The following is a 24,880-nucleotide window of genomic DNA, read 5'->3' on the forward strand; positions in this document are numbered from 1 at the left end:
CGTGGTCGCCGGGATTTCGCTACGGTGAGAGATATGACGGCGACAGTGGGCAGGCAATACGGCGGGCGTGCCGTCGTGGAGCGGAAAGCCGAGCGGCGTCAGCGGTTCCTCGACGCGGCCACCCGGATCTTCGCCGAGCGCGGTTACGCCGATTGCTCGCTGGCCGACGTATGCGCCGCCGCGGGTCTGTCCAAGCGTCAGTTCTACGAGGAGTTCCAGACCAGGGAGGACGTTCTGGTCGCCGCGTACGACCGGATCCAGGACGAGGCCGCCGCGGCCGTGGTCGCGCGGATGGACGCGCTCGACCCGCGGTTCGACCTGCGCGCCGCGATGACCGCCGTGGTGACCGCTTATCTCGAGTCGATCGGCGCCGATCCCTACCGCGCCAAGGTCGCCTTCATCGAAGTGGTGGGCGTGAGCGAACGGATGGAGCGCCACCGCCGCGAACGCAGGCACGCGTGGGCTTCCGTGCTGGAAACCCACGTGGTTCCGGTGGTTGCTCCCGGTTCGCGGGTGCGCGGCACGCCGGGGTGGGGGGCGAGCGCCTTGATCGGCGCGATCAACGGGCTGGCGCACGAGTGGGTGCTCGCCGATCCGCGTCCGTCGGTGGCCGAACTCGTCGATCTGCTCGTGCCCATCGCGATGTCGCTCATCGAGCGGCCGGAGGAAGCGCCGGAGGGCGAACCCGGCTGATTCGCTGCCGTGTCGCTGGATATCCATCGACGCGGCAAAAGCCCATACTGGGCTGATGGCCGGTTCGGTTGCTGTCGCCGCGGACCCTGTTGCCCCGATGGGCAGGGCCAAGACCAACATCGTATTCGGCACCATCGTGCTCGGCATGCTCATGGCGGCGCTGGACCAGACCATCGTGTCCACCGCGCTGCCCACCATCGTCGCCGACCTCGGCGGGGCGGGGCACATGGCGTGGGTGGTCACCTCGTACCTGCTCGCCGAGGCGGTGGCGACCGCCCTCGCCGGAAAGCTCGGCGATCTGTTCGGCCGCAAGCTGGTGTTCCAGATCAGTGCGGTGATCTTCATCGTCGGCTCGATGGTCGCAGGCCTGGCGAACGGCATGCTGGTGCTGGTCCTCGCTCGCGGGATCCAGGGCTTCGGCGCGGGCGGACTGATGGTCACGTCGATGGCGCTGATCGCCGACATCATCCCGTTGCGGCAGCGGGGTAAGTACCAGGGCGCGCTGGGTGCGGTATTCGGCGTGACCACGGTGATCGGTCCGACGCTGGGCGGCCTGTTCACCGACCACGCCAGCTGGCGCTGGTGCTTCTACGTCAACGTGCCGGTCGCGGTGGTGATGATCGCGTTGGCGGCCCGCACCATCCCACGGGTGCGCGCGGCGGCCAGGCCGATCATCGATTACCTCGGCATCGGCTTGGTGGCGCTGGGCGTCTCCTGCCTGATCCTCGGCCTGGAATGGGGCGGGCAGCAGTACGCGTGGGGCTCGCCGACGATCGTCGGCCTGTTCGCCGCGGCGGCTTTCCTGCTCGTCACGTTCGTCGGGGTCGAGTTGCGCGCAGCGGAACCGATGCTGCCGATGGGGTTGTTCCGCAGCCGGGTGTTCACGGTGTGCTCGATCCTCAGTTTCATCGTCGGCTTCGCCATGCTCGGCTCGATGACCTACCTGCCCGCGTATCTGCAATACGTCGACGGTGTTTCGGCCACCATGTCGGGTGTTCGCACACTGCCGCTGGTGGTGGGCCTGTTCACCACCTCGATCCTGTCCGGGCAGGTGGTCGGCAAGACCGGGCGCTACCGGTACTTCCCTATCGCGGGCACGTTGGTCATGGCGCTCGGCCTGTACTTGATGTCGACGATGGGCCGGACCACCGGCACATTGCTGGAGTCGCTGTACATGCTGATCCTCGGCCTGGGTATCGGACTGGCGATGCAGGTGCTCACCATCGTCGTGCAGAACACCGTGCCCTACGCCCAGCTGGGTACCGCGACCTCCGGTGTCACGTTCTTCCGCACGCTCGGTAGCGCCTTCGGGACGGCCATCTTCGGCACGCTCTACAGCAACCAGATCGGCCCCAACCTCGCCGCCGCGCTGGCTCAGGTGCGCGTGGTGCCACCCGAGGTCGCGGCGGACCCGCAGGCGTTGCGCGCGTTGCCCGCCGAACAGTCGGCGCCGATCATCGATGCGTACGCGGACTCGATCGATTACGTGTTCTTCTGGGTCGTTCCGATCGTGTTGGCCGGATTCGTGGTCGCGTGGTTCCTGCCCGAGGTGCCGCTGCGTGACAGCGCGCGGGCGGGAGCGGGCGATGTGGGCGAAGGGTTCTCGGTGCCCGACTCGCCCGATCGGCTGGTGCAACTGGAACGAGCCATCGCGGGCACCATGCACCGAGCGGGGGCGGAGGATCCGATCGGCGCGCGTATCCTCGCCGACGCGGACAGCGACCTCACACGCGGTGAGGCATGGGCGCTCGGCCAGGTGTATCTGCGCGACCGGGTGCGCGGTGACGCCACGCTGGCCGGAATCGCCTGGGCGCACCGAGTGCCCCAGGAGGTGATCGAGCCGATCTACGACCAGGTCGGCGCGGAGGGCTATCTGACGCGAGAGGGTAAACGCTTGCGGCTCACCGATTCCGGTGCGGCCGAGATGGATCGGATCAAGGCGGCCTGGCGGCGCTGGCTCGACACCAGGCTCGACGACTGGAACGAGGCCGACCCGGCCGATCGCGCACTGCTGGATCAGGCGCTGACGAACATCGCCACGAAGTTGCTGGAGGACCACGCGCGCGAGCAGGAAACGGTGCCCGCCTGACCGCTCTTGCGGTCGATTACTCGTAGACGTATATTCGTAGACGAGTAAGGAGGAGGTGCCGCGATGAAGAAACGCAAGGTCGACAACCTGCTGGCGCTCGCGGTGCTGTCCGTGATCGTCGAGCGCCCCATGCATCGCTACGAAATCGCCCAGACCCTGCGTGACCGGGGCAAGGACCACGACATGGCGATCAAATGGGGTTCGCTCTACACGGTCGTGCAGAACATGGCCAAGGTCGGGTTCCTCGAGGTCGTCGGCAGTGAACGGGCGGGCGCCCGTCCCGAGCGAGTCATCTATCGGATCACCGACGAGGGTCGCGCCGAGATGGCCGATTGGACCAGGGAACTGCTGTCGACTCCGGAACCGGAACCGCACCGGTTCGTCGCGGGGCTGTCGATTCTCGCTGTGCTTCCGCCCGCCGAGGTGGTCGAACTGCTCGCCACCCGCCTCGAAGCGCTGGATCGAACCATCGAGACCGTACGTCGTGAACTCGGCGAACTCGCGGGCGCGTTGCCGCGACTGTTCATCGTCGAGTCCGAGTTCGGACTGGCGATGCTCGAAGCCGAGGCGGCGTGGACGCGCTCGCTGCGCGCGGAACTGACCGAGGGCACCTTCCCCGGACTGGCGCAATGGCGCGAGTGGCACGAGCGCGGCGCGCTGCCGTCGGAGGTCGCCGAAATGGTGGAGAGGGGGATGGCCGAGGACTAGCCGAGAAACCGGGCCCGGCGAAGGTGCGGCAACACCGCCGCCGGGCCCGATCGAACAGTCTCGAACCGCGCCCGCGAACGCGCACCCGGCTACAAGGCTGGCAACCACAGGATAACCGGGTGGGTGGCGCGTGTGTCGGTCCGGGAACCGAAACCCATATCGCACGAATCCTGGAGACACCCATGTCCACAACACGTACCGCCCTGGTGATCGGTGGCGGCATCGCCGGCCCCGTCGTCGCGACGGCCCTGCGCAAAGCGGGCATCGACGCCCGCGTCTACGAGGCCTATCCCGGCCCTTCCTATGGCATCGGCAGCGGACTCGCGCTCGCGCCGAACGGCGTCGCCGCGCTCGACATCATCGGGGCGGGCGACCCGGTCCGCGCCATCGCGCTTCCGGTCCGCAACATGAACATGTCCGTCGGCGCGAAGGTGCTGGCGATGCCCGGCATCCCCGATATGCCGCCGCTGCAACTGGTCGATCGCAGCGAGCTGCACCAAACACTGCACCGGCACGCGGTCGCGGCGGGCGTTCCGTTCGAGTACGACAAGCGCCTGGTCGATGTGCGCGAGGACGCGTCGGGCATCACCGCCCAGTTCGCCGACGGCAGCACAGCCACCGCCGACGTGCTGATCGGCGCGGACGGCATCCGCTCGCGGGTGCGCACGCTGATCGACCCGAAGGCGCCCGGCCCCGACTACACCGGCATGCTCGGCTTCGGCGCGACCACCGAGTGCGACGCCGACATCCCCCCGGACACCATGACCTTCGCGTTCGGCAAGCGGGCCTACTACCTGTACTGGCCGCTCGGGGACGGGCGGGTGGCATGGGGAGCGAACCTGCCGCACAAGGAGTATCTGTCGCTCACCGCCGCGCGGGCGGTGCCGAGCGCGCACTGGTTGCGCATCCTGCGCGAGGTCTACGGCGACGACACCCCTGGCGGCGAGCTCGCTCGGCGCACCACCGAGGAGCAGTTGGAGGTGGTCGGCGCGCTGCACATCATGCCGCCGGTGCCGCACTGGTATCGCGGGCGGATGGTGCTGGTCGGCGATGCGGTGCACGCTCCGTCCAACAGTTCCGGTCAGGGCGCGTCGCTGGCCATCGAGAGTGCCGTGCAGCTGGCCCGCTGCTTGCGTGATCTGCCCGCTCCGGAGGCGTTCGCGGTGTACGAGCGCTTGCGGCGCGAGCGGGTGGAAGGCGTCGCGGCGCGCGCGGCGAAGATCAATCACAGCAAGACGCCGGGGCCGGTGGGACGCAAGGTCATGCAGTTGCTCATGCCGGTCATGGCCAAGACCGTGATGAAACCGGAGAAGACCATGGGACCGGAGCAGCGCTACCGGATCGACTGGAACGCTCCCGCCGAGCACGAGCTCGCGTCGGTCTGAGTCGGCCGGAGGTCCCTCGGGTCCGAGCGACCCGGGGGACCTCCGGTGCGGCTATCGGCGGCGGAATAGAGTTGCGTGGTGAGCGATAGGGATTCCGATGGAAATCTGGATCTGAACCAGTTGCGCACCTTCCTGGCCGTGCACCGGGCCGGTTCGATCACAGCCGGGGCGCGGCTGGTCGGCTTGTCCCAGCCGACCGTGACCGGCCAATTGCAGGCGTTGGAGAAGCGGCTCGGCGCGCGACTGTTCGACCGATTGCCGCGCGGCGTCGCGCCGACCGCGGCGGCGACCGAGCTGGCGGCGCGCATCGCCGCGCCGCTGGACGCGCTGGACACCGTGGCGGGTCCGGTCCACCGGGCCGAACCCGCGCCACAGCCCGCCGTTCGTCTCGCCGGACCCGCCGAGTTCCTCGCGGTGCACGGGCTCCCCGCGCTGGCGCCACTGGTCGAGCGAGGGGTTCGACTGGCGGTCCACGCGGGGCTGACCGACGACTTGCTCGGCGGGCTGCGGGCCGGGCACTTCGACCTGGTGGTGTCGACGGTCCGGCCCAGAGGCCGGACGGTGGTCGCCGAACCGCTGGGTGACGAGGAGTTCGTGCTCGTCGCCGGGCCGCAGGTCGCCGCGCGCGTCGACGGCGACCTGTTGCGGACCAAGGGCCCGGTCGCGTTGTCCGATGTTCCGCTGGTCAGTTACGCCCCGGATCTGCCGATCCTGCGCCGGTATTGGCGGCACGTCTTCGGCGTCCGGCTCGCCGCCGAGGCCGCGGTGGTCGTCGCCGATCTGCGCGCGGTCGCCGCGGCGGTCGCGGCGGGCGCGGGGATCAGTGTGCTGCCGCGATATCTCTGTGCGGCCGAACTGGATTCGGGATCGCTCGTCGCGCTGTTGGAACCGGAGGACCCGCCGATCAACACGGCATTCCTGGTGCGTCGGCCCGGACCCGCTGTCCGCCCGCACGTCGAGCTGGTCCGTCAGCGGCTGACCGCCGCGGCGCTGCACTGGTGAGCGCGGGCCCGCTCAGTATCGCGCCGCGCGGTCGCGCAGAATTCGCGCGGTCCGCTCGTCGCCGGGCAGGAACGCCTCCAATTGCAACTCGGCGAGCGTGACGTCCACCGCGGTGGCGAAGGAGGTGAGCGTGGTGATCAAACGCAATTCCCCTTCGGCGCAGCGCAGGCGCAGCGGCACCGCGAAACCGAGATGGTCCGGTCCCGGTTCGGCCTGGGGCAGATACGTCTCCAGCTCGGCGATCAGCTCGTCCAAGGCGGGATCGGGGCTGCGGGCCATCCGGTTGCGCAGCGCCTCGGTGACGTGCCGTCCCCATTCCGGCAGGTTGACCACGCGGGCGGCCAGTCCCTGCGGGTGCAGCGCGAGCCGCAGCACATTGACCGGCGGTTCCAACAGCCACGGCGCGGCCCCCTCGGTGAGCACCTCGAAGGCCGAGTTGGCGGCGAGCAGGACGCCGTGCGGCCGGACCACCAGCGCCGGGTAGGGCAGGTGGCCGTCCAGGATCGCCCGCAACGCCTCCAGCATCGGCGCCAATTCCACGGTATCGAGCGCCGATTCGGGGAAGACCGGCGCGTAACCCGCGGCGAGCAGCAGTCCGTTGCGCTCACGCAGTGACAGCTCCAGTGATTCGGCCAACCGCACCACCATCGTGCGTCCGGGGCGTGAGCGGCCCTGTTCCAGGAAGCTGAGATGACGCTGCGTGGTGTCGGCGCGGATCGCGAGATCCAGCTGGCTGACCCGTCGCAGCGTGCGCCAATGCTTGAGCTGCCGGGCGAACCCGGTGGACTCGGCCGCCGTCGTCATGGCAGCAGTATCGGGCGTCGGGCGGCGGCTTCGCCATACCTTGCGGGGAATCGCGCAGGCTCCGAACGACGGCAAGACTCCGTCCCATGAGCAATCAACTCGATGCACGGGAACTGTCCCGATTCGCCGATCGCTACATCGCGCTGTGGAACGAATCCGACGCGCAGGCCAGGCACAAGCTGATCCGGGAACTGTGGTCCGAGGATGGCGCCCAGGTGCTGGTGGATCCGCCGCAGGAGATGCGGGAGGCGCTTGCCCGACTGTCCTTCCCGATCCCGACCGTGGAGATCCGCGGCTACGAAGCGCTGGACCGGCGCGTGGATCGCGCCTACGAGGAATTCGTCGCCCCTGGTGAGCACGTGTTCGTACCCAAGGGGCAGGCGGTTCGTCTGTCACTGAATCTGATCGGCCTGACCTGGCACATGGTGACGAAGACCGACGGGGCGGTCGTCGGCGGCGGATACGACGTCATCGCGCTCGACGACGCGGGCCGGATCCGGTGGGACCACCAGTACATCGGTGTCGCGTGATGCGGGCCGTCGCCTACCATCTCGACCCCGCGCGCGGGGCGGCCGCGCTGACCGTCGCGCCGCAGGAGATGCCAGAGCCAGGGCCACGCCAAGTGGTGATCCAGATGCTGGCGGCGTCACTGAATCGTCGCGATCTCATGTTGCTGGACGGAACGTATCCGCTGCCCGCGACCCCGGGCGTCGTCCCGCTCAGCGACGGTGTCGGCGCGGTGATCGCCGTGGGCGAGGAAGTGACGCGCGCCGCGCTGGGCGACCGGGTGACCGCCTCCTACTTCGTCCGCTGGATCGACGGGCCACAGCGCCAAGCGCACGTGGTCGAGCAGTACGGCGCCACCTATCCCGGCATGCTCGCCATGTACGCGGTGCTGGAAGAGGATTCGGTGGTGCACGTGCCCGACCATCTCACCGACGTGGAGGCCGCCACGCTGACCTGCGCCGGAGTGGTGGCGTGGGCGGCGCTGACCACGCCGCTGCCGGTGCTGCCCGGCGAGACCGTCTTGACCGTCGGCAGTGGATCGGTGGGCCTTTTCGGTGTGCAGCACGCGAAAATGCTGGGCGCTTATGTCATCTCGGTGACCTCGAGCGCGCGAAAGGCCGAGCGGCTGCGCGCGCTGGGAGCCGACGAGGTGATCGATCGGAGCCGGACACCGGACTGGGAGCTGGCCGTGCTGGACCGCACCGGAGGCGACGGTGTGGAACACATCCTCGACGCGGTGGGCATGCCGACCCTGGCGAAATCCGTGCGGTCGGGCGGATACAACGCGCGGATCACGATGATCGGCGCGTTGCCCGCCACCGACGCGCCCGTAGGCAACCCGTTCGGGACGTCGTATCTGTCGATTCGCCGCATTGCGGTGGGCAGCCGGACGCAGTTCGAGGCGATGAACCGAGCGATCACCGCCCACGGGATGCGTCCCGTCATCGACCGCGTGTTCGCGTTCGAGGAAGCCGAAGCGGCCTACCGGTATTTCCGCACCGGAGACCCCTTCGGGAAGGTGGTGATCGAGTTCCCCTAGGACTCAGGGGCAGGCGGTGAGAATCCGCGTCATGGCGTCCTTTTCGGCCGCGGTGACCCAGAGTTGGTAGGCCGTCTTCACCTGGATCTGCCTGGTCACGTAGGCGCAGTGGTAACCCTTGTTCGGCGGCAGCCAATCGGCCGCGTCGGAGTCGCTCTTGGACTGGTTGGTCGGACCGTCCACGGCCTGCAGGTTCAGCGGGTCGTTGGCCAGGTCGCGGCGGCGTTCGGCGGAAAGCTTCTGTGCGCCTTTCTGCCACGCGTCCGAGAGCGCGACGACATGGTCGATCTGCACGTCGTCGGAGGACTTCGTGCCGCGCTTGAAGTCGATGGTCTTTCCGGTGTAGAAGTCGGCGAGCGTTCCGGTCGCGACGATGCACTTGCCCGACTTGAACGTCACGTCGGTCATGTCGCGCTGGAGGATGTCGTTGCGGGTGTCGCAGCCGTTGTTGCCGCCGGGCACCGAGACGTTGTCGGACCAGGGCGGCCCGAATTCGTCACGGCTGTATCCGGTCTTGGGCGCACGGTCGGCCACGCGCAGCGCGTTCAACAGCGCGAGCGCGTCGCGCGAGGGAATCGGGGCGGGCGCGTCGGCGCAGGACCGTCCGCCGGAACCGCAGCCCGACGCGGTCGACTGGCCGGGCGGAACGGTTGTGCAGGAGACCAGTCCGATGGAAGTCGCCACCATGATGCCGATCAGAGCCAGCCGTTGCACTGTGGACTTCATCGAACTTCCTAACGCCGAATCCCTTTGAAACTGTAACCGGCGAAAAGGTATCCAGTGACCGGCTTCGCGCAACCGATCGGCGCGTATGAGATTCGGCACAGCTGGCCGGTAACGGGCCGTGCGCCAGAGCTGCCGAGCCGGAGAACGGGGCCGCCCCCGAATCGCCGTGCCGGCGCCGATTCGGGGGCGGTGATCACGAGGAGGCCGGTGGAGCCGCGCGGTTGTGCGGATGGTTGTCCACTCCGAAGCCCGCACTGGGACGACACCACGGGGCTGATGAGGGGGAGGTCCCGAGGTGTCGAGCCGCGCCTGCTCCGGACTCACTCGTGATGATCAGGGGTGATCGATGTCCGGCGGGCGCCGGTGACCAGGGAAGCCGCTCTCCGGTTGCAGCACGCATCCGCTCCGTCTCGATCACGCTTTGTTCTACGTATCAAGACAGTAGATAGATGCCGCGCGAATTGGCAAGTTCGTTCGGACGGTTCGAAAAGTTTCTCAGCCGATCTTCAGTTTCGGCCACACATCTACTGCATGAGTACGGATGTATCCGAGAGTTGCCGCCCTCGCGACGACCGGTTCGACGGGCCTGTGACGATGCTCACTCCACATCCGGTCACAGGCGGTGTGATTCCTGTGTCCAAACGGGTGCAGGCGAAAAGCCGGACCCGAAAGGACCACATCATGCCCACCGTCGACGTCATCGACTCGTTCATCAATTACCGCGACACCGGTGCGGGAGAGATCCCCGTCGTGTTCCTGCACGGCAATCCGACCTCCTCGCATCTGTGGCGCAACGTCATTCCGCACGTGGCCGACCGGACCCGAGTGCTGGCGCCGGACCTGATCGGCATGGGGGAGTCGGGCAAGCCGGACAGCGCCTACCGTTTCACCGATCACGCCGCCTACCTCGACGCCTGGTTCGACGCGCTCGGGCTGGACCGAGTGGTGCTGGTCGGACACGACTGGGGTGGCGCGCTGGGCATGGACTGGGCCGCGCGGCATCCCGGCCGCGTGCGCGGGATCGCGCTGATCGAAACGTTCTTGCGGCCGATGCGCTTCGACGAGCTGCCTCCGCTCGGCGCCGAGCTGTTCCGGAAGTTTCGCTCGGCGGAAGGGGAGCGGATGATCCTGGAGGAGAACATCTTCATCGAGTTCAACCTGCCGAAGGGCGTCGCCGACCTGTCGCCCGAGGACCACGACGTGTACCGGGCGCCGTATCCGAGCCCGGCCTCGCGCAAGCCGCTGCTGGTGTGGCCGCGGGAGTTCCCGCTGGACGGCGAGCCCGCCGACGTGGTCGCCCTGGTGCGGAACTACGACGATTGGGCGGCCGCGACGCCCGAGGTGCCCAAGTTGCTGATGGCGTTGGAGAACGGCGTCGGGCTGGGATCGGCGGAGGCGATCGACTGGGCCGCGAGCACCTTCGCGAGCGCCGAGGTCGTCGCGATCCCTCCGGCGGGCCACCACGCGCCGGAGGATCGGCCGGACGAGATCGGCCGGGCGGTCGCGCAGTGGCTCGATCGGCACGCCTTGGTCGGTGCCGCCGCTCGCGCGTGATCTCGGCCGCGCTGTGACCCGGCAGTGCTTGCGCCGACCGCGGCGCGGGCCGAATGATGGCCGGATGAGCACGGAGCACGAGCGGGTCGCGGCGGACGAGAAGGCCATGGTCGCCCGCGCGGTCGCGGGCGACCGGGACGCCGTCGCCGAGGTGGTGCGCCTGTTGCAGGACCCGCTGTACCGGCTGGCGCTGCGCATGGTCTGGCGGCCCGCGGAGGCCGAGGACGCGACGCAGGAGATCATGGTGCGCGTCCTCGATCATCTGCACACCTGGCGCGGCGAGGCGAAGCTGCTCACCTGGGCCTACCGCATAGGCGTCAACCACCTGCTGAATCTGCGGCGGCAGACCCCGCAGGAGGCCGCGGAACTGAGCTTGGACGCCTACCGGGACGGACTGGCCGACGGTCTGTCGGAGGCGGACTATCGCGGACCGGAAGCGGTGCTTCTAACTGCCGAGGTGCGGCTCACCTGTAGTCAAGGCATGTTGCAATGCCTGGCCCGGGACGAACGGATCGCGTTCGTGCTCGGCGACGTGTTCGAGCTGAACTCCACCGAGGCCGCCTGGATCCTCGACATCACCCCCGCCGCCTATCGAAAGCGGTTGGAGCGCGCCAAGAAACGGCTCGGGAACTTCCTGAACTCGACCTGTGGCCTGGTCGACCCGACGGCGTTCTGCCGCTGCTCACGCCGCGTGGACAAAGCTCTGGCGCTGGGACGGGTCGACCGGAGCCGTCCGGTGTACGCGCGCCATCCGGTCAGCGCGGGCGGGCGCACCGCGGCCGAGGCCGAACGGCAGATGATCCGGCTGCACGACGCGGCGTCGGTGCTGCGCGCGCATCCCGACTACGCCGCGCCGCAGGCGAAGATGGACGCGATCGCGGGGCTGCTCGGTTCGGGGCGTTTCCCCATGCTCGAGGAGACGTGAACCCGCCGCGTCGGTGATCAGCCCGGTGCTTCCGCGTCGGGTGAACCGGTGGCGGGTGAGGTTCCTCGTAGTTCCGTTGCCAGGCGTGTGATCTGCGCGGGGCCGACCCGGCAGCAGCCGCCGATGATCCGTGCGCCTCGGGCGAACCAGTCCCTGGCTTGCCCTGCGGTGAACCGGGTGGGGCCGGTCCAACGGTGGCGCGCCGCATCCCAGTCCTCACCGCTGTTCGGGTAGGCGACCACGGGCTTGCCGGTTCCCGCGGCGAGTTCGACCGCGGCGGCGACATCGGCGGGCGCGCAGCAGTTCACGCCGATCGCGACGATCGAGTCCGAGCCCGCGGCCACCGCGAAGGCATCGGTGAGCGGTTGCCCGGCTCTGGTGCGCGCGCCGTCGACGGTGTAGCTCAGCCATGCGGGCACGCCGAGGTCGTTCACCAGGTCGACCAGCGCTTCGGCTTCGTCGACGTCGGGAACGGTCTCCAGGGCCAGCAGGTCGGCGCCCGCCTCCGCGAGCACCTCCATGCGCGGTCGATGCCAGGCCCGCAGTTCGGCCACGGTGCGCCCGTAGCGGCCACGGTATTCCGATCCGTCCGCCAGCGCGGCGCCGTAGGGGCCGACCGAGGCGGCGACCCAGCGGCGTCGATCAGCGGTCTCGGCGTCGCACGCGGCACGAGCCAGCGCCACGCCACGTCGCCACAGCTCCACCGTCTGCGCCTTGGTCAGCCCGCGCGCGGCGAAGCCATCGAAAGAAGCCTGATAGGTGGCGGTGGTCGCGATGTCGGCGCCCGCCCGGAAATAGACTTCGTGCACGGACCGGATCGCGGCGGGATCGTCCACGAGCAGACGGGCCGACCACAACGCGTCGGACAGGTCGTGGCCGCGCGCCTCCAGCTCGGTGGCCAGTCCACCGTCCGAGATCAATGCCCCCGCCGCAGTGTCGAACAGCACGGCTCCACTGTAGGACGCGGATTCACTCGTCGTCGGTGGGCTGGGCGGTCGGGGGTACCCCGGTGTCGAGGAAACGGATGAGCCGGTCGATGCGCGCGGTGTGGTCGGCACAGCGCTCCAAGTGGTGTCCCAGCAGTGCGTTGTCGATCGCGACTTCGGTGGACGGCTGGGACGCGGGGTCGCGCAGCGCGGAATGCAGTTGCCGGTGCAGCGTTTCCATCGAATGGTCCGCGGGCGTCTCCTCCTCCGGCAGCGGGTGCCGACCGGCGACCGCTCGCCCGGCCGAAGCCGTACGCTCGGCCGCCAGCTTGCCCATCGCGGCGAGGATGTCCAGGATGGGTTGCTCGGCAGCGTGTCCGGGGTGACTCTGATACACCTTGTCGGCGACCCGGCTGGCGAGCCAGCCGATGCGGGACAGCTCACCGGCGATCTGGATCGCGGTCACCACATGCCGCAGGTCGCGGGCCACCGGAGCCTGTAGCGCCAGTAACACCACGGTGCGCGCCTCGCAAGCGCCGTACATCTTCTGCAACTGCTCGTCGAGCGCGAAGACCTCGTATGTCGCGGTGAGGTCGGCGTCGACGAGCGCGTCGGTGACACGCTCGACGGCGTCGTGGGCCAGCGTGCACATCAGCGTCAGATCATTGGTCAACGCGATGAGCTCGGCAGTGAACTGGGTGCGCACCGCCAAATTCTCACCTATCGACCGGGGCGGGGTCGATTCCTTGTCGGATGTTCTTCGGTAACGACATCGCCTCGACATGCCGTCGCGGACGGGAACGCTGGACCACGCGCGATCGCTTCGCCAGCAAAACGACGGGAAAATACAGTTGAGGCAGTGCTTTTCGCGGCCGGAACACGCTATGGCGGATCGGGCGCACCGGCGCGCGCGACGGCGGGCGGCACTCGCGCACGCATTCCGGCCGGGGCAGCGGAGGAGATGCATTGCCCGATCGGGGATCTATGGCGCGCATCACATTGCGCTGTTGCGGCGCATGGCGACTCGCGTGGTTGCTCGTCGCGTGCCCTGTTCGGCTCCGTGCGGCGGCGTGGACGGTCGATACTGCGCGACGCGATGGGCGGGCGTTTGCGTCCCGGTTCCTGTGGCTGCCGCGGTCCGCCGCGTGCGGGTCCGTGCCCTGGTCAACGCCCGAATCGCACACGCGGCGAAGCCAGCCGACGGGTGCGCCCGGTGTTACGGTCGCGGCATGCCGAACTTGCGCGATATCCAGCATCGTGTGGTGACGACGTTCCAGCGCCGACTGGGTAATCCGATCCTCAGTACGCTGCCCGGGCAGACTCTCCTGGAGACCACCGGCCGGGTGAGCGGTCAGCCGCGGATCACTCCGATCGGCGGACGAAAGATCGGCCGGGAATTCTGGCTGGTCTCCGAGTTCGGCGAGCGATCCCAGTATGTGCGGAACATCAAGGCGGACAATCGAGTCCGGCTGCGGCTGCACGGCCGCTGGCACGCGGGCACCGCCCACCTGCTGCCCGACGACGACCCGCGTGCCCGGTTGGCGGCCCTGCCGCGCGCCAACAGCGCGGCCGTGCGGTTGGTCGGCACCGACCTGCTCACGCTGCGCATCGATCTGGACGACTGAACCCGCGGCGGGGCGGTGACATTGGTCGCCTGACCTGGATGCGGGCGATTTGCTGGGACCATGGTGGGCATGATCCGTCTGTTCATCGCCCGTTGGACCGTGCTCGTACCATTGCTCGCCGTCGTCGCCCTCGCGGTCACCTGGGGCCGAAGTCTGCCCGGTGTCGCGGTGACGGTTGTGGTGGTGGCGTTGATCGGGGCGGTGCTCTCGGCGGTTCATCACGCGGAGGTGGTGGCGCGCCGGGTCGGTGAGCCGTTCGGCTCGCTGGTGCTGGCCATCGCGGTGACCGTGATCGAAGTCGCGCTCATTCTCACGCTGATGACCCAGGGCGGTGACAAGACCGCGACCTTGGCCCGCGACACGGTCTTCGCCGCTGCGATGATCACCTGCAACGGCATCCTCGGTCTCTGTCTGCTGGTGGGGGCGTTGCGCAGGCGCGTGGCGGTGTTCAACGCCGAAGGCACGGGTGCGGCGCTGGCCACCGTCGCGACGCTGGCGACGCTCAGCCTGGTGTTGCCGACCTTCACCACGAGCAAACCCGGCCCGGAGTTCTCGCCCGCGCAGCTGGCCTTCGCCGCGGTGGCCTCGCTCGCGCTGTACGGCTTGTTCGTGATGGTGCAGACCGTGCGCCATCCGGACGACTTCCTGCCGGTGGAGGCGGACGGCGTCGTCGCCGAGGACGACGAGCGCGTCGAGCCACCCAGCGTGCGCGACGCCGTCACCAGTCTCGGTCTGCTGCTGGTCGCCCTGGTCTGCGTGGTTGGGCTGGCGAAGGTGGTCTCGCCCGCCGTGGAATCGGCGGTCCAGTCGGCGGGTCTGCCGCAATCGGGGGTCGGCGTGGTGATCGCGTTGCTGGTGCTGCTGCCCGAGACGATCGCCGCGGTGCGGGCCGCGCGCCGCGACCAGGTGCAGATCGGTCTCAATCTGGCGCTGGGTTCGGCCATGGCGAGCATCGGCCTCACCATTCCGGCGATCGCCGTGGCCAGCATCTGGCTGGACGGCCCTTTGGTGCTCGGCTTGGGGGCGACGCAGATGGTGCTGCTGGCGCTGACCGTCGTCGTCGGTGGGCTGACGATCGTTCCTGGACGGGCGACGCTGCTGCAGGGCGGCGTCCACCTGGCCGTGTTCGCCGCCTTCGTCGGCCTCGCCGCCAGCCCCTAGCGGGCGGCTCAGACGAGCGCCTCGACGCGGTCACCGCCGAATCGGTGCGGCGCCAGCGGTGCGAACACTTGGACGCCGGACGGGCGACACCCCGCCTTCGGTGGTCGCGAGCCGCGCGCTCAGTGTGGGTGCTGAGCCGCGTATCTGGCTCGTTCCAACGCTCGGCGCCGCGCGCGCTGCGGATTCTCCAGATCCGCGGGCAAGCCGTGCTTCACGAGCCGATGCGCGCGGTTCATCGGCATGAAAGCGATCGTGTAGAACAGGGCCAGCAGCAGCGCCAGCAGGACCATCGCGCCGCGCAGCCACAGCTCGCCGGGGAAGAGCAGGAACACCGCGAACAACGGTGTGAACGGCACCAGTCCGCGCAGCACGTGCCGGGTGGCGGCGAACCTGCCGGTCAGGTCGTCGCGCACCCACTCACGCATCGAATCGGGCAGGCGGCGGCCGAAGGCGTAGCCGATCCACTGGATCGGACCGGGCCGTCGTCGCTCTCGGGTCATGACCGGGCTCCTGGGTTCGAGGACGGGGCGTGGGGCTCGGCGAGCACCGACCGGCGGGCCGCCTCGTTCACCCGGGTGAGGACATCGCGCAACTGCTCGAGGTCGGCCAGGGTCACGCCGAGGCGTTGGACGACGGCGGGCGGTATCCGCTCGGCCTTCGCGCGCAGTTCGGCTCCGGCCGGGGTCAGGTTCACCACGAGGTTGCGCTCGTCTCGGCTGTCGCGTTCGCGACTGATCAGTCCGGCGGCTTCGAGGCGTTTGAGCAGCGGGGACAGTGTGGGGGAGTCGAGCTGGATGGCCTCGGCGATCGCTTTCACCGACATCGGCGCCTCGCCCCAGAGCGCCAGCATCACCAGATACTGCGGGTGGGTGAGCCCGAGCGGTTCGAGCAGCGGACGGTAGACGGCCAGCACCGCGCGATTGGCCACGGCCAGCGCGAAGCACACCTGCCGGTCCAGGCGCAGCGGATCCTCGATCTCGGTCTCCATCGGTCCTCCTTGTCCTCCCTCAAATTAGCGCATGAATAGTTAGTGCGTTAATCAATGTGGGCGACATCTCGGCGCGAGATACCGGCTTCGGGGCCGCCGCTGGATACCGTGAATCCATGCACCACGACGCGGGTCCGCTACGCATCGAGGAACTCGACGCGGTTCGTGGCTTCGCGCTGTGCGGCATGCTGGTGGTGAACATCTGGCGGATCACCGACATCGCGGCGACGGACGAATCGGGCGTGGTGCTACCGATCCGGCACACGCTGTCGGTGGTGTTCGAGGGACGGTTCTTCCCGATCTTCTCGTTCCTGTTCGGAATCGGCTTCGCACTGCTGCTGGACAGTGCCGAGGAACGGAGCGAGCGCCCGCGACTGGTCCTGATCCGCCGCTTGCTCGCGCTCGGGGTGATCGGCCTGGTCCATCAGCAGTTCCAGCCGGGTGAGGCGCTGCTGCCGTACGCGTTGGCCGGGCTGGCGATCCTGCTGCCCGCCTCGGCGCTGCCGAACTGGGCGGTGCTGCTAGCGGGACTGGTAGGGACCTTCGGCGTGGCGCTGGCCCTCGGCGGCGGGCTGGCCCTGGCGCCAGGGTTGTTCCTGCTCGGCCTGGCCACCGCGCGCGCCGGGATCGTGGACACACTCGATGAGCGGGGCTGGCAGATCGCCGCGGTCTTCGCCCTCGCCCTGCCCGCCGCGATAGTGGCGGGCAGGTGGGAATACCGCACGCCGTATCTGGAGCTGTGGTCCACTCCCGCCGTGGCTGTCGCTGGTCTACTGGGCGCGCTGGCCTATGTCACCGGGCTGCTGCTGTTGCTGCGCATCGAGCCGGGCCAGGTACTGGCGGAGGTGTTGCGGCCGCTGGGTCGCCTGGCTTTGACCAACTACGTCGGCGCCACCGCGCTGATCCTGCTCGCGGCACCGCGTCTCGGCCTGTCCGGCTCCGGCAGCTACGCGGCGGTGCTCGGGTTGGCGGTCGGGATCATCGCGGTGCAGGCGGTGTGCAGTGCCGTGTGGTTGCGGTTGTTCGAGTACGGCCCGCTGGAATGGGTGTGGCGTTGCGTCACCTGGTGGACCGTGGTGCCGATCCGGCGGACGCGCGTGCCGAGCCGCCCGTACTGAGTTCAGCGCGGGGCCGCCGGATCGCCGGTGTTATCCAGCTCGGCCAGGGTCGCCGAAACCAATGGCCCCGTCTCGAATTGGACGGCGACCTCGACCAGCCAGGCCGACTCGGCGGCCAGCGTGGGTCGACTCGGTTCACGGAACGACTGGTCGTCGCCGGTGGGCGGCAGACCGAGCCGGTGCGCCCGTAGCGCCGCGGCGATGCGGGCGGCCTCGATCGCGGCGGCTCTGCTGCGATCCGGGATCGCCAGTTCGGTCGCCAAGCGCTCGGCGATCGCCACCGCTTCGGCGGACAGATGCGGTCGCAACCGCAACAGCCAGTCCCGTATCTCGATCACCCTGCGGTACACCCGATCTCGGGCCGCCGTGCCGCGCCGGTCCGGCGGATGCGCCAGTTCCGGGTCCACCTCGCGCAGGGCCAGCCACAACGGGCGCAGCCGCGGCAGCGCCCGCAGCCGGGCGGTGGTGTGCAGCAGCCACGGCGCCAACGAGGGGCACAGGTAGCCGACCAGCATGACGGTGGCGCCCAGGCTCGCGAACGCGGGCGCGATATCGGTGTTGAGGAGACGCAGATCGATACCGGCCCACGCCGCGCCGATCGCGATCACCTTGCCCACGCTGTAGCCGAGCGCGACGGCGCTCCCGAGCGCGAGCAGCCGCAGGCCGCGGCGCAACCAGATTCGATCGACCTCGCCCATCCACCGGCGGCACAACACGATGATGCGGATCAGCGCCGCAGAGTAGACGGTGAGGTAGACGCCGAGGAACGCCACCGCCAGCGGGACTTTCGCGTAGTGGTCGTCGAAGTCGGTGGGATGACTCTCGTCGTGCACCGGCGCCGCCGTGAACAGCGCCGCCAGCACGACGGGCACGAGCACCGGCGGGACGAGCACGCGCCGTGCCGCGCTCGCGTCCGGTTCCCGCTCCGCCACCATGAACCCCGTCCAGACCACTTGGGCGAGCACCGCGCCCGCGATGGCTCCGTACACCACCAGAGACGCCAGGTTGGGCACGCCGGAGACGTCATCGATCCAGGTATAGGTGCGCGGCACAGCCGCTTCGAACCCGATGCCCGCCGCGAGGATGGCGAACGCGACCGCCCAGCGCGCGGGGTTGCCCGGGTTGCGCAGGGCCAGACCGGTTCGCCACAGGAACGCCGCGAAGGCGAAGACGCCCACGCCGCCGTACACCAGCGCGAACCACATGCTCAGCTCGGCCCCGGCCCCAGCGCGTCCAGCAGTCGGCGCGCGGCGACCGGCGCGGAATCGGGCAGGACCCACTCCTCCCGTGCCGTCCACTGCGTGATGTGGTGCGTCATCAGCATATTCGCGAGGTGTTCGGCCTCGCGTTCCTGCGGCTGCGCGTAGCTGGTGCGCCCGAGCATGCGCCGCACAACCGCGGGGTCGATGTTCGGCGCGAGCAGCCGCACGGCTTCCGCGCCGCGCACGTCGACGGTGCGGTGGCCGGCGAGCAGATGGCCGAGTTCGTGACAGACGATGTGATCCTGATGCATCTTGGAGGTGTTGCGCTGATAGGCGATGAAATCGATCGCGTCGGTGACCAGCAGGCCGCCGGTGAGGCCGGTGACCGGGAAGCTCTCCGGGCGCAGCCGCAGGGGACGGGCGCGCCGCTCGGCGACGGCCTCGGCCAGCTCGCCGACGGTGAACCGGCCGGGCAGTCCCATGGCGCGCAGCTCCCGGCGCAGCCAGCGACGATCCAGCACCGGCTGGTCACCTCCGTCCTTGCTCCAAGCCGCGATCCGCATCGCTCACCCGTTGTGCTCGTTCTCGATGCGTCGCAGGATGTCCAGCATCGCCAGCACCGATTCAGCGCGGACCGTACCCTGTTGCAGCCCGTCGCGCAGCACCAGTTCGAGTACCTCGTGTTCGGCATTTCCCTTGAGCGCGTTGATCAATGCCAATTCGCTGCCGCGCGCTGCCGCCAGTCGCGGGTCGGTGAACGGATCCAGGCTGTCGAGCCCGAAGTAGCCGCGCAACACCTCCAGCGTCTCGTAGGACGGGTTCACTGCCTGCCCGGTGCGCAGCTTCCAGAGGTAGTTGGCGGACAGGCGCGTTCCGGTGGTGCGGTGGATGTCTTCGGCGAGCGCCCGGTGGGTGATCTCCTGCGGTCGCCCGTCTTTGCCTGCGGGCGGGTGTATTCCGTTGATGAGCGTGTTGAGAGCCCGTGTAAACGGGTGTAAGCCGTCCCCCATATCAGCGTGTCTCCTGTGGTTGACAGGGCCTGTGGCGTAGATCATACTCGTCCCTGCTCCGCCAGCACATGCCGGTGTGGTCGCCCCCGAAGGGGCGTCGGCCACGAGAGGCCCGGCATCCCAGAGCGGTAGCAGGTGGGGCGATCATCGTCGCTCGCCCCATTTCATCGGAGCCGCACCGGTAGTGTCAGTGGTCCGCGATGGCGGAAACCGGAGCGCCAGGCGATCTCTCGTTCGTCCACCGCGAGCGCCGCATCCGGCCATCGCGTGAGGACGTGCTCGAGAGCGGCCGCGGTGAGGGTGTGTACCAGCGCGTTCCCCAAGCAGGCGTGCATGCCGTAGCCGAGCGCGAGCTGGTCCGCGCGGTCCCTGGCGAGGTCCGGTACCGCTGGGCGCGGGAAGATTTCGGGATCGTGGTTGGCCGATGCCAGGCACAGCAGTACCGTCTGTCCCGCGGCGATCGTCGTGTCGCCGATGACCAGGTCGGTGGTCGCGAAGCGCGGTCCGGCCAGCACCTGCGGGGAGAGGTGCCGCAGCAGCTCGTCCACGGCTGATCGCTTGTCGCCCAGGGCGTACCACGTCTGCCGCAGGCCCGGACTGCCGAGCAAGGTGAGCACCGAACCGGCGATCAGATCGGCGAGCACTTCATACCAGACGAACAGCAGGTAGAACAGCAGCCCGGTGAGCTCAGCACCGGTCGGCGACCCGCAGGCCCGGTGTGCGCCTACCCAGCGCCCCAGCGCGGTGTCGGAGCGCGGTGCCCGCGCGGTGGCGTCCGCGATGATCGCGAGCATGGTGGCCAGGGTGTCGCGGGCGCGCGGTGGTGCGGCCGACGGCAGGAGCGTCGAATTCGCCCAGCCGCGAAGGCGTTCGGCAGTGTGGTCGTCGAGGCCGAGTAGTTCGCCCAGCACGGCGGCGGGAAGCGGCACGGCAAGACGCTCGACGAGATCGACGGTCTCGCCCGAATCATCCTCGTGCAGCAGCGAATCCACCAAGCGGGGCGCGCGGTCGGTCCACTCGGCCAATCGGCGTGGCGACAACTCGGAGGTCACCAGACCGCGCAGGCGTGCATGGTCGGCCGGCGCGGCACTGAGCATCGCGTCCAGCGGTGGCGGCACCGAGAAGCCCCGGTAGTCGTCTCCCTGGGCATACCGGACCCGGGTGGAGAGCCGCTCATCCAGCAGCCCGGCCCGTACGTCGCGGTATCGCGTCACCAGCCAGGCCGGTGGCCCATCGGGCGTGCGAACGCGGTGAACGCCCCCTTCGATGCGCAGTCGCTCGAGCGTGGGCCACGGGTTACGGGCGAAGTCGGAGTCGAACACATCCGTCACTCGCCCATCATCCCGCACTGTGTCCTGGGGACGGAGGCTGCCGAGGGCTGCCGGTGCGTGCTGCGCGCCGATCAGGAGGCGGCGGCTCCGGTCTGCCGGATCGCGTCGAGGACTTCACCGTAGGTCAGCGTGGTCGAGTTCACGAGCGCGCGCTCCGAGGCCACGTCGATGTCGACGGAATCGATACCGTTGACGCCGCGCAGTGACGATTCGATCGCGGACGCGGACTCGCGGGTAACGTTGTGCAGAGTAACCGTGTACGTCATGTAATTCGCATTGACCGATCGCGCTCGCTCAAACTTTCCTTTCCGTCCCGTTTGATCGTGGAGACCCCGGGAATAGCCGGGTTGTCAAACGACTCGACGCAACAGGGATTGCCATGATCATCATCATCGGGCTCATCGCCTTGATCGCGGCCGTGATTATCGGAGTGGCCGCGGTAGTGGGCAACACCGGCCCCGCTCAGCAACTGACGAGCGATTTCGCGGTATTCGACTATCACTTCCACGGTTCCACCGGAGCACTGTTCGGTTACGGAGTAACGCTCGGTGCGATCGGGGCGTTCGGACTGGCCCTCGTCCTATCCGGCGCCTGGCGGGTCACCCGCCGCGGCGTGGCCGCGCGTCGTGAACTCGCACAGTCCCGTCGCGAGATGGCGGCGGTGCGGCGCGATCTGGCCGCAGGCACTACCGCGCCGGTGGAACGCACCTCGCAGGAGCCGGCTTGGCGGCGGTGGTTGCGCACAGGCGGTTCGGGTACTGCCCGCACCGATCGCGGCGCCACGGTATCGACCTCGAAACCCGTGACCGCGAAATAATTGAGAAGAAAAGGAATACGACAATGATCATTCTCGGCCTCATCCTCCTGGTCTTGGGTTGGCTGCTCGGAATCGGGCTGCTCACCACGGCGGGCATCATCGTGCTGATCATCGGGCTCGTGCTGCTGGTGGCCGGTTCGGTGGGCCGTCCGGTGGGTGGCCGCCGCTGGTACTACTAGGGATTCCGCATGAAGTTCGAAGATCGCCTCGCGCATCAAGTGCAAGCGACCAGGGGCAGCGTGAAGAAATTCGTCGGCCGTGCGACCGGCAACTCCCGGCTGGAGGCCGAGGGGCGGCGGGAGCAGGCCCGCGGCAATCTGAAACGCGCCGCGGACAAGGTGCGGGACGCGTTCAAGCGCTGACCGCGCACCGCTCGACCGGTGCCGGGCGAAGGCCGATGGCCTCCGCCCGGCATTGTCGTGTTCTCGCGAAGGAAAAGTTCGAATTCTCGCGTGCGCGTCAGACTCCGGCGATTCCGGCGAGTTGTCCGATGCCGTAGGTGACGGCCATCGCCAGCGCGCCGCCGAGCACCACCCGGACCACCGCCCGGCCACGGGCACTTCCCCCCAACCGGGCGCTGACCGACCCGGTGAGCGCGAGCGCGGCGAGCACGGCCGCGAACGTCACCGGAATACGCGCGTCGACCGGTGGCAGCAGGATGGCCAGCAACGGCAGCAGCGCGCCGAGGGTGAAGGCCACCGCCGAGGAGAACGCCGCCAGCCAGGGGTTGGTCAGCTCGGCGGGATTCAGGCCCAGTTCGGCCTCCGCGTGCGCGGTGAAGGCGTCGTGCGCGGTGAGTTCCTCGGCGACCTTGCGCGCCGTTTCGGGCGTCAGCCCTTTTGCCTGGTAGATCCCGGTGAGCTCGATCAGCTCGTAGTCCGGCTCGTCGCGCAGCTCCCTGCGCTCTTTCGCCAGCAGAGCCCGCTCGGAATCGCGCTGAGTGCTGACCGAGACGTATTCGCCCACCGCCATGGAGATCGCGCCAGCCGTCAGACCCGCGATGCCCGCGGTGAACAAGGCCGGTGTATCGGTGGTGGCCGCCGCGACGCCGACGACCAGACCCGCGGTGGACACGATGCCGTCGTTCGCGCCGAGCACACCGGCGCGCAGCCAGTTGAGTTTGGACGCGAAGCCGTTGCCGTGCGGTTCGTGCGGATGTGCGCCGGAGGCGTCGGTCGTGCGATCCATGAAACGCACCCTAATCACCACCGTGTGACGCGGGCGGGAATCGCGACAGCTCGAACGGTTAAGCGCGGGGTTGGCGGGGGACCGCCAACGGATGCGGCGGCATCGTGCGGTGGATGATCTGGAGAATCAGCAGGAACAGCACCGAGAGTCCGGCGGTGGTGAAATCCCCGACCAGAACCGCCAGTACGGCGAACGCGCCGAACACCGGAAACTCCAGCACGGCGCACCAGCGCAGGATCCGCAGCCGCCTGGCGTTGGCGGCCAGCCGTTGCACACCGTCGTCGATGATGGTCAGCGCCGTCTCGTAGCGCACCATGCCGTCGCCGACCTGGACGAACATGTGCACGGCCTGGTCGCGGCTGAGCTCGCCGAGCCAAGCCCGGTCGATCAGCCGCTTGCCCTCCTCGGCGACCTCCTTGATAACCGCGTCCATGCGGCCCCCTTCCCAGTCGTCCGGAGAGTCTAGCGGCCGAATCGCGCCTTCCCAGTGACGATTCAAGCGGGCGGGAAGACGTAGACGCGCTCCGGCACGATCCGCACGATCACCCGCCGCGCCTCCGGTTCCGGTGGCGGCGTCGCGCCGCCCATGTACTTGGCGTACATCGCGGTGAGCAGGGTCTTGTCCGGGTCGTCGGTGAGCTCCACCCGGCCGCGCACCTCCGCGTAGCGGCCGTCGGCGCGGCTGAGCACCAGCAGGCTCACCCGCGGATCGCGCCGCATGTTGCGGGTCTTCAGGCGTCCTTCGATCGTGCTGAACAGCAGGGTGTCGCCGTCGTGGTCGACGAAGATCACCGAGGACTGCGGACGGCCGTCCGCGTTCGCGGTGGCCAGTACGGCGGCGTGCGGGCCGTCGATCAGGGTGCGCACGATGTCGTCGAGTTGCATCGGAAGTCTCCTCGGTCGGTGCGGAATCACGGTGATTCCCGTAATGCTGACTTCCGCCGCGATCGGAAGGAACCGCCCAGAGCGATTCTTTTTCGGGTCCCGTCCGGTCCATATCTGCGACGGCTCACGCGTAGTGAACCGGGAAAGGACTCGCGGATGACCTCGACCAGTGCGCTACCGGACGCCGAATTCACTCGCAGTACTCAGCCGTATCGCCGGGAACTGCTCGCGCACTGCTATCGCATGCTCGGCTCGATCCACGACGCCGAAGACGTGGTGCAGGAGACCTATTTGCGGGCTTGGCGTTCGTTCGGCGCCTTCGAGGGCCGCTCCTCGGTGCGGACCTGGCTCTACCGGATCGCCACGAACGCGTGCCTGACCGCGCTCGAGCACCACGGTCGGCGCGTGCTGCCGTCCGGTCTCGGCGCTGCGGGCACGGACCCGTCGGCGCGGCCCGTGGCCGCGGCGGGCGTACGGTGGCTCGAGCCGCTGCCGGACACCCTGGTGACGCCGGACTCGGCGGACCCGGCGGGTGTCGCGGTGGCTCGCGACAGCCTGCGCCTGGCGCTGATCGCATGCCTGCAACACCTGAACGGCAGGCAGCGTGCGGTGCTGTTGCTGCGCGACGTGCTCGGTATGCCCGCGGCAGAAGTCGCCGGAGTGCTCGACACCAGCACCGCGGCGGTGAAGAGCACACTGCAGCGCGCGCGAGCCCGGTTGACGGAGGTATCGGCGGCGGCCGAGCAGGCGGTGCCGCCGAGCGAGCCGGGGCAGCGCGCGCTGCTCGAGGAGTATCTGACGGCCTTCCGACGCGCCGACCCGGCCGCCATCGAACGACTGCTGCACCGGGACGCCGTGCTGGAGATGCCGCCGTCGGCCACCTGGTTCTCGGGTAAGCGGACGTGCGTCGCCTACCTGGCCGAGCACGTCCTCGGCGCTCCCGGCGCGTGGTTGCTGTTCCCGGCCGCGGCGAACGGGCAGCTCGCCGCGGTCGCCTATCACCGGCAATCGGATTGCGTCTACCGCGCTTTCGGCGTCGCGGTGCTCACCACGACCACGGACTCGATCATCCGGATCACCGCGTTCGGCGACCCGGATCTGGTCACCGCGTTCGGATTCGCCCCGGTCCTCGGGTGAACGAAGGTCGCGATACTCGCACGTGCGCGGTACTTCTTGCCGGGAGTCGGATCGGTCGTG

The 24,880-nt window shown here is 69.0% G+C and carries 30 protein-coding genes; 16 read left to right on the forward strand and 14 right to left on the reverse strand.

Going from position 1 to position 24,880, the window contains the following annotated elements; genetic code table 11:
* Window positions 1-33: 33 nt before the first annotated feature.
* From ACIHAX_RS20955 to ACIHAX_RS20975, 5 genes are all read left to right on the forward strand, one after another.
* Complete coding sequence (locus ACIHAX_RS20955; RefSeq protein WP_364430135.1) at window positions 34-693, forward strand: TetR/AcrR family transcriptional regulator; 660 nt, start codon at window positions 34-36, stop codon at window positions 691-693.
* Window positions 694-748: 55 nt separating this feature from the next.
* Entirely contained in the window at window positions 749-2,782 is a 2,034-nt protein-coding gene (locus tag ACIHAX_RS20960) for a DHA2 family efflux MFS transporter permease subunit (protein ID WP_397279132.1), read from the forward strand.
* A gap of 63 nt (window positions 2,783-2,845) precedes the next feature.
* Window positions 2,846-3,490 (forward strand): PadR family transcriptional regulator, encoded by a 645-nt coding sequence (locus ACIHAX_RS20965; protein ID WP_364430129.1) that lies wholly within the window; start codon window positions 2,846-2,848, stop codon window positions 3,488-3,490.
* A gap of 182 nt (window positions 3,491-3,672) precedes the next feature.
* Window positions 3,673-4,875 (forward strand): FAD-dependent oxidoreductase, encoded by a 1,203-nt coding sequence (locus tag ACIHAX_RS20970; protein ID WP_397279135.1) that lies wholly within the window; start codon window positions 3,673-3,675, stop codon window positions 4,873-4,875.
* Window positions 4,876-4,953: 78 nt separating this feature from the next.
* Entirely contained in the window at window positions 4,954-5,877 is a 924-nt protein-coding gene (locus tag ACIHAX_RS20975) for a LysR family transcriptional regulator (RefSeq protein WP_355075618.1), read from the forward strand.
* A 12-nt stretch (window positions 5,878-5,889) separates the two neighbouring features.
* On the opposite strand, the gene ACIHAX_RS20980 is transcribed toward ACIHAX_RS20975, so the two are convergent.
* Window positions 5,890-6,681 carry a helix-turn-helix domain-containing protein gene (locus ACIHAX_RS20980; protein ID WP_397279137.1) on the reverse strand — a complete coding sequence of 264 codons (792 nt, stop codon included), beginning with the start codon at window positions 6,679-6,681 and terminating at the stop codon, window positions 5,890-5,892.
* Window positions 6,682-6,767: 86 nt separating this feature from the next.
* Here ACIHAX_RS20980 and ACIHAX_RS20985 point away from each other — a divergent pair, with 86 nt between their 5' ends.
* Window positions 6,768-7,211, forward strand: coding sequence for a hypothetical protein (locus ACIHAX_RS20985; RefSeq protein ID WP_397279139.1), 444 nt, complete (start codon window positions 6,768-6,770; stop codon window positions 7,209-7,211).
* Window positions 7,211-8,227: an NAD(P)-dependent alcohol dehydrogenase gene (locus tag ACIHAX_RS20990; RefSeq protein WP_364430117.1), complete on the forward strand. Its 1,017-nt coding sequence runs from the start codon at window positions 7,211-7,213 to the stop codon at window positions 8,225-8,227. Before ACIHAX_RS20985 ends, ACIHAX_RS20990 begins: the two co-directional genes overlap by 1 nt.
* Window positions 8,228-8,230: 3 nt before the next feature.
* Here the strand turns inward: ACIHAX_RS20990 and ACIHAX_RS20995 are convergent, their stop codons facing one another.
* Entirely contained in the window at window positions 8,231-8,953 is a 723-nt protein-coding gene (locus tag ACIHAX_RS20995) for an HNH endonuclease family protein (protein WP_364430114.1), read from the reverse strand.
* Window positions 8,954-9,547: 594 nt separating this feature from the next.
* On the opposite strand from ACIHAX_RS20995, the gene ACIHAX_RS21000 reads away from it, so the two are divergent.
* Window positions 9,548-10,507, forward strand: a complete 960-nt coding sequence (locus tag ACIHAX_RS21000; RefSeq protein ID WP_397279142.1) for a haloalkane dehalogenase — start codon at window positions 9,548-9,550, stop codon at window positions 10,505-10,507.
* A gap of 64 nt (window positions 10,508-10,571) precedes the next feature.
* Window positions 10,572-11,432: a sigma-70 family RNA polymerase sigma factor gene (locus ACIHAX_RS21005; protein WP_356966913.1), complete on the forward strand. Its 861-nt coding sequence runs from the start codon at window positions 10,572-10,574 to the stop codon at window positions 11,430-11,432.
* Between the two features lie 17 nt (window positions 11,433-11,449).
* On the opposite strand, the gene mmuM is transcribed toward ACIHAX_RS21005, so the two are convergent.
* On the reverse strand, window positions 11,450-12,352 hold the full coding sequence (mmuM, locus tag ACIHAX_RS21010; protein WP_397279304.1) for a homocysteine S-methyltransferase: 903 nt from the start codon (window positions 12,350-12,352) through the stop codon (window positions 11,450-11,452).
* A gap of 49 nt (window positions 12,353-12,401) precedes the next feature.
* Entirely contained in the window at window positions 12,402-13,064 is a 663-nt protein-coding gene (locus tag ACIHAX_RS21015; protein ID WP_356966915.1) for a PhoU domain-containing protein, read from the reverse strand.
* Between the two features lie 523 nt (window positions 13,065-13,587).
* Here ACIHAX_RS21015 and ACIHAX_RS21020 point away from each other — a divergent pair.
* Together ACIHAX_RS21020 and ACIHAX_RS21025 are read left to right on the forward strand one after the other, a co-directional pair.
* Window positions 13,588-13,983, forward strand: coding sequence for a nitroreductase/quinone reductase family protein (locus ACIHAX_RS21020; protein ID WP_355075629.1), 396 nt, complete (start codon window positions 13,588-13,590; stop codon window positions 13,981-13,983).
* Window positions 13,984-14,052: 69 nt separating this feature from the next.
* Window positions 14,053-15,144, forward strand: coding sequence for a calcium:proton antiporter (locus tag ACIHAX_RS21025; protein WP_397279145.1), 1,092 nt, complete (start codon window positions 14,053-14,055; stop codon window positions 15,142-15,144).
* Window positions 15,145-15,263: 119 nt separating this feature from the next.
* Here the strand turns inward: ACIHAX_RS21025 and ACIHAX_RS21030 are convergent, their stop codons facing one another.
* Together ACIHAX_RS21030 and ACIHAX_RS21035 are read right to left on the reverse strand one after the other, a co-directional pair.
* On the reverse strand, window positions 15,264-15,644 hold the full coding sequence (locus tag ACIHAX_RS21030) for a DUF5313 family protein (protein WP_397279147.1): 381 nt from the start codon (window positions 15,642-15,644) through the stop codon (window positions 15,264-15,266).
* Entirely contained in the window at window positions 15,641-16,132 is a 492-nt protein-coding gene (locus tag ACIHAX_RS21035) for a MarR family transcriptional regulator (protein WP_356966920.1), read from the reverse strand. Before ACIHAX_RS21035 ends, ACIHAX_RS21030 begins: the two co-directional genes overlap by 4 nt.
* Window positions 16,133-16,248: 116 nt before the next feature.
* Between ACIHAX_RS21035 and ACIHAX_RS21040 the strand changes: the two genes are divergently transcribed.
* A complete protein-coding gene (locus ACIHAX_RS21040; RefSeq protein ID WP_364430098.1) occupies window positions 16,249-17,250 on the forward strand; it encodes a DUF418 domain-containing protein in 1,002 nt (333 codons plus the stop codon).
* Between the two features lie 2 nt (window positions 17,251-17,252).
* Here the strand turns inward: ACIHAX_RS21040 and ACIHAX_RS21045 are convergent, their stop codons facing one another.
* The 5 genes from ACIHAX_RS21045 to ACIHAX_RS21065 all read right to left on the reverse strand — a co-directional run bounded on the left by ACIHAX_RS21045 (window position 17,253) and on the right by ACIHAX_RS21065 (window position 21,059).
* Window positions 17,253-18,455: an MAB_1171c family putative transporter gene (locus ACIHAX_RS21045; protein WP_364430095.1), complete on the reverse strand. Its 1,203-nt coding sequence runs from the start codon at window positions 18,453-18,455 to the stop codon at window positions 17,253-17,255.
* A gap of 2 nt (window positions 18,456-18,457) precedes the next feature.
* The gene (locus tag ACIHAX_RS21050) at window positions 18,458-19,015 is read right to left on the reverse strand and encodes a hypothetical protein (protein ID WP_364430092.1); all 558 of its coding nucleotides are present in this window, start codon (window positions 19,013-19,015) and stop codon (window positions 18,458-18,460) included.
* Between the two features lie 3 nt (window positions 19,016-19,018).
* Window positions 19,019-19,462 (reverse strand): hypothetical protein, encoded by a 444-nt coding sequence (locus ACIHAX_RS21055; RefSeq protein ID WP_355075641.1) that lies wholly within the window; start codon window positions 19,460-19,462, stop codon window positions 19,019-19,021.
* A 164-nt stretch (window positions 19,463-19,626) separates the two neighbouring features.
* Window positions 19,627-20,793, reverse strand: coding sequence for a cytochrome P450 (locus ACIHAX_RS21060; protein ID WP_364430088.1), 1,167 nt, complete (start codon window positions 20,791-20,793; stop codon window positions 19,627-19,629).
* A 71-nt stretch (window positions 20,794-20,864) separates the two neighbouring features.
* Complete coding sequence (locus tag ACIHAX_RS21065; protein WP_067802986.1) at window positions 20,865-21,059, reverse strand: heavy-metal-associated domain-containing protein; 195 nt, start codon at window positions 21,057-21,059, stop codon at window positions 20,865-20,867.
* Window positions 21,060-21,172: 113 nt separating this feature from the next.
* Here ACIHAX_RS21065 and ACIHAX_RS21070 point away from each other — a divergent pair, with 113 nt between their 5' ends.
* From ACIHAX_RS21070 to ACIHAX_RS21080, 3 genes are read left to right on the forward strand one after another with little or no spacing between them, the layout of a single operon-like run.
* Complete coding sequence (locus ACIHAX_RS21070; RefSeq protein WP_356966932.1) at window positions 21,173-21,610, forward strand: hypothetical protein; 438 nt, start codon at window positions 21,173-21,175, stop codon at window positions 21,608-21,610.
* A 23-nt stretch (window positions 21,611-21,633) separates the two neighbouring features.
* On the forward strand, window positions 21,634-21,789 hold the full coding sequence (locus ACIHAX_RS21075) for a DUF6131 family protein (RefSeq protein WP_086006372.1): 156 nt from the start codon (window positions 21,634-21,636) through the stop codon (window positions 21,787-21,789).
* A 9-nt stretch (window positions 21,790-21,798) separates the two neighbouring features.
* Window positions 21,799-21,972, forward strand: coding sequence for a CsbD family protein (locus ACIHAX_RS21080; RefSeq protein WP_355075646.1), 174 nt, complete (start codon window positions 21,799-21,801; stop codon window positions 21,970-21,972).
* A gap of 97 nt (window positions 21,973-22,069) precedes the next feature.
* Here the strand turns inward: ACIHAX_RS21080 and ACIHAX_RS21085 are convergent, their stop codons facing one another.
* The 3 genes from ACIHAX_RS21085 to ACIHAX_RS21095 form a co-directional block, all read right to left on the reverse strand.
* Complete coding sequence (locus tag ACIHAX_RS21085; protein ID WP_355075648.1) at window positions 22,070-22,798, reverse strand: VIT family protein; 729 nt, start codon at window positions 22,796-22,798, stop codon at window positions 22,070-22,072.
* Between the two features lie 58 nt (window positions 22,799-22,856).
* On the reverse strand, window positions 22,857-23,231 hold the full coding sequence (locus ACIHAX_RS21090; protein ID WP_379254129.1) for a hypothetical protein: 375 nt from the start codon (window positions 23,229-23,231) through the stop codon (window positions 22,857-22,859).
* Window positions 23,232-23,293: 62 nt separating this feature from the next.
* On the reverse strand, window positions 23,294-23,683 hold the full coding sequence (locus tag ACIHAX_RS21095; RefSeq protein ID WP_355075652.1) for a PPOX class F420-dependent oxidoreductase: 390 nt from the start codon (window positions 23,681-23,683) through the stop codon (window positions 23,294-23,296).
* A gap of 156 nt (window positions 23,684-23,839) precedes the next feature.
* Between ACIHAX_RS21095 and ACIHAX_RS21100 the strand changes: the two genes are divergently transcribed.
* Window positions 23,840-24,820, forward strand: a complete 981-nt coding sequence (locus ACIHAX_RS21100; RefSeq protein ID WP_397279152.1) for a sigma-70 family RNA polymerase sigma factor — start codon at window positions 23,840-23,842, stop codon at window positions 24,818-24,820.
* Window positions 24,821-24,880: the final 60 nt, after the last annotated feature.

Origin of the sequence: Nocardia sp. NPDC051929 (genome assembly GCF_044548645.1) — a bacterium.
Taxonomy (GTDB): domain Bacteria; phylum Actinomycetota; class Actinomycetes; order Mycobacteriales; family Mycobacteriaceae; genus Nocardia; species Nocardia sichangensis.

Excerpts from the sequence above, each read along its gene's own strand:
- ACIHAX_RS20955 (WP_364430135.1), top strand. The coding sequence starts at position 34 with ATGACGGCGACAGTGGGCAGGCAATACGGCGGGCGTGCCGTCGTGGAG.
- ACIHAX_RS20960 (WP_397279132.1), top strand. The coding sequence starts at position 749 with ATGGCCGGTTCGGTTGCTGTCGCCGCGGACCCTGTTGCCCCGATGGGC.
- ACIHAX_RS20965 (WP_364430129.1), top strand. The coding sequence starts at position 2,846 with ATGAAGAAACGCAAGGTCGACAACCTGCTGGCGCTCGCGGTGCTGTCC.
- ACIHAX_RS20970 (WP_397279135.1), top strand. The coding sequence starts at position 3,673 with ATGTCCACAACACGTACCGCCCTGGTGATCGGTGGCGGCATCGCCGGC.
- ACIHAX_RS20980 (WP_397279137.1), bottom strand. The coding sequence starts at position 6,681 with ATGACGACGGCGGCCGAGTCCACCGGGTTCGCCCGGCAGCTCAAGCAT.
- ACIHAX_RS20985 (WP_397279139.1), top strand. The coding sequence starts at position 6,768 with ATGAGCAATCAACTCGATGCACGGGAACTGTCCCGATTCGCCGATCGC.
- ACIHAX_RS20990 (WP_364430117.1), top strand. The coding sequence starts at position 7,211 with ATGCGGGCCGTCGCCTACCATCTCGACCCCGCGCGCGGGGCGGCCGCG.
- ACIHAX_RS20995 (WP_364430114.1), bottom strand. The coding sequence starts at position 8,953 with ATGAAGTCCACAGTGCAACGGCTGGCTCTGATCGGCATCATGGTGGCG.
- ACIHAX_RS21000 (WP_397279142.1), top strand. The coding sequence starts at position 9,548 with ATGCTCACTCCACATCCGGTCACAGGCGGTGTGATTCCTGTGTCCAAA.
- ACIHAX_RS21005 (WP_356966913.1), top strand. The coding sequence starts at position 10,572 with ATGAGCACGGAGCACGAGCGGGTCGCGGCGGACGAGAAGGCCATGGTC.
- ACIHAX_RS21020 (WP_355075629.1), top strand. The coding sequence starts at position 13,588 with ATGCCGAACTTGCGCGATATCCAGCATCGTGTGGTGACGACGTTCCAG.
- ACIHAX_RS21025 (WP_397279145.1), top strand. The coding sequence starts at position 14,053 with ATGATCCGTCTGTTCATCGCCCGTTGGACCGTGCTCGTACCATTGCTC.
- ACIHAX_RS21030 (WP_397279147.1), bottom strand. The coding sequence starts at position 15,644 with ATGACCCGAGAGCGACGACGGCCCGGTCCGATCCAGTGGATCGGCTAC.
- ACIHAX_RS21035 (WP_356966920.1), bottom strand. The coding sequence starts at position 16,132 with ATGGAGACCGAGATCGAGGATCCGCTGCGCCTGGACCGGCAGGTGTGC.
- ACIHAX_RS21040 (WP_364430098.1), top strand. The coding sequence starts at position 16,249 with ATGCACCACGACGCGGGTCCGCTACGCATCGAGGAACTCGACGCGGTT.
- ACIHAX_RS21045 (WP_364430095.1), bottom strand. The coding sequence starts at position 18,455 with ATGTGGTTCGCGCTGGTGTACGGCGGCGTGGGCGTCTTCGCCTTCGCG.
- ACIHAX_RS21050 (WP_364430092.1), bottom strand. The coding sequence starts at position 19,015 with ATGCGGATCGCGGCTTGGAGCAAGGACGGAGGTGACCAGCCGGTGCTG.
- ACIHAX_RS21055 (WP_355075641.1), bottom strand. The coding sequence starts at position 19,462 with ATGGGGGACGGCTTACACCCGTTTACACGGGCTCTCAACACGCTCATC.
- ACIHAX_RS21065 (WP_067802986.1), bottom strand. The coding sequence starts at position 21,059 with ATGACGTACACGGTTACTCTGCACAACGTTACCCGCGAGTCCGCGTCC.
- ACIHAX_RS21070 (WP_356966932.1), top strand. The coding sequence starts at position 21,173 with ATGATCATCATCATCGGGCTCATCGCCTTGATCGCGGCCGTGATTATC.
- ACIHAX_RS21075 (WP_086006372.1), top strand. The coding sequence starts at position 21,634 with ATGATCATTCTCGGCCTCATCCTCCTGGTCTTGGGTTGGCTGCTCGGA.
- ACIHAX_RS21080 (WP_355075646.1), top strand. The coding sequence starts at position 21,799 with ATGAAGTTCGAAGATCGCCTCGCGCATCAAGTGCAAGCGACCAGGGGC.
- ACIHAX_RS21085 (WP_355075648.1), bottom strand. The coding sequence starts at position 22,798 with ATGGATCGCACGACCGACGCCTCCGGCGCACATCCGCACGAACCGCAC.
- ACIHAX_RS21090 (WP_379254129.1), bottom strand. The coding sequence starts at position 23,231 with ATGGACGCGGTTATCAAGGAGGTCGCCGAGGAGGGCAAGCGGCTGATC.
- ACIHAX_RS21095 (WP_355075652.1), bottom strand. The coding sequence starts at position 23,683 with ATGCAACTCGACGACATCGTGCGCACCCTGATCGACGGCCCGCACGCC.
- ACIHAX_RS21100 (WP_397279152.1), top strand. The coding sequence starts at position 23,840 with ATGACCTCGACCAGTGCGCTACCGGACGCCGAATTCACTCGCAGTACT.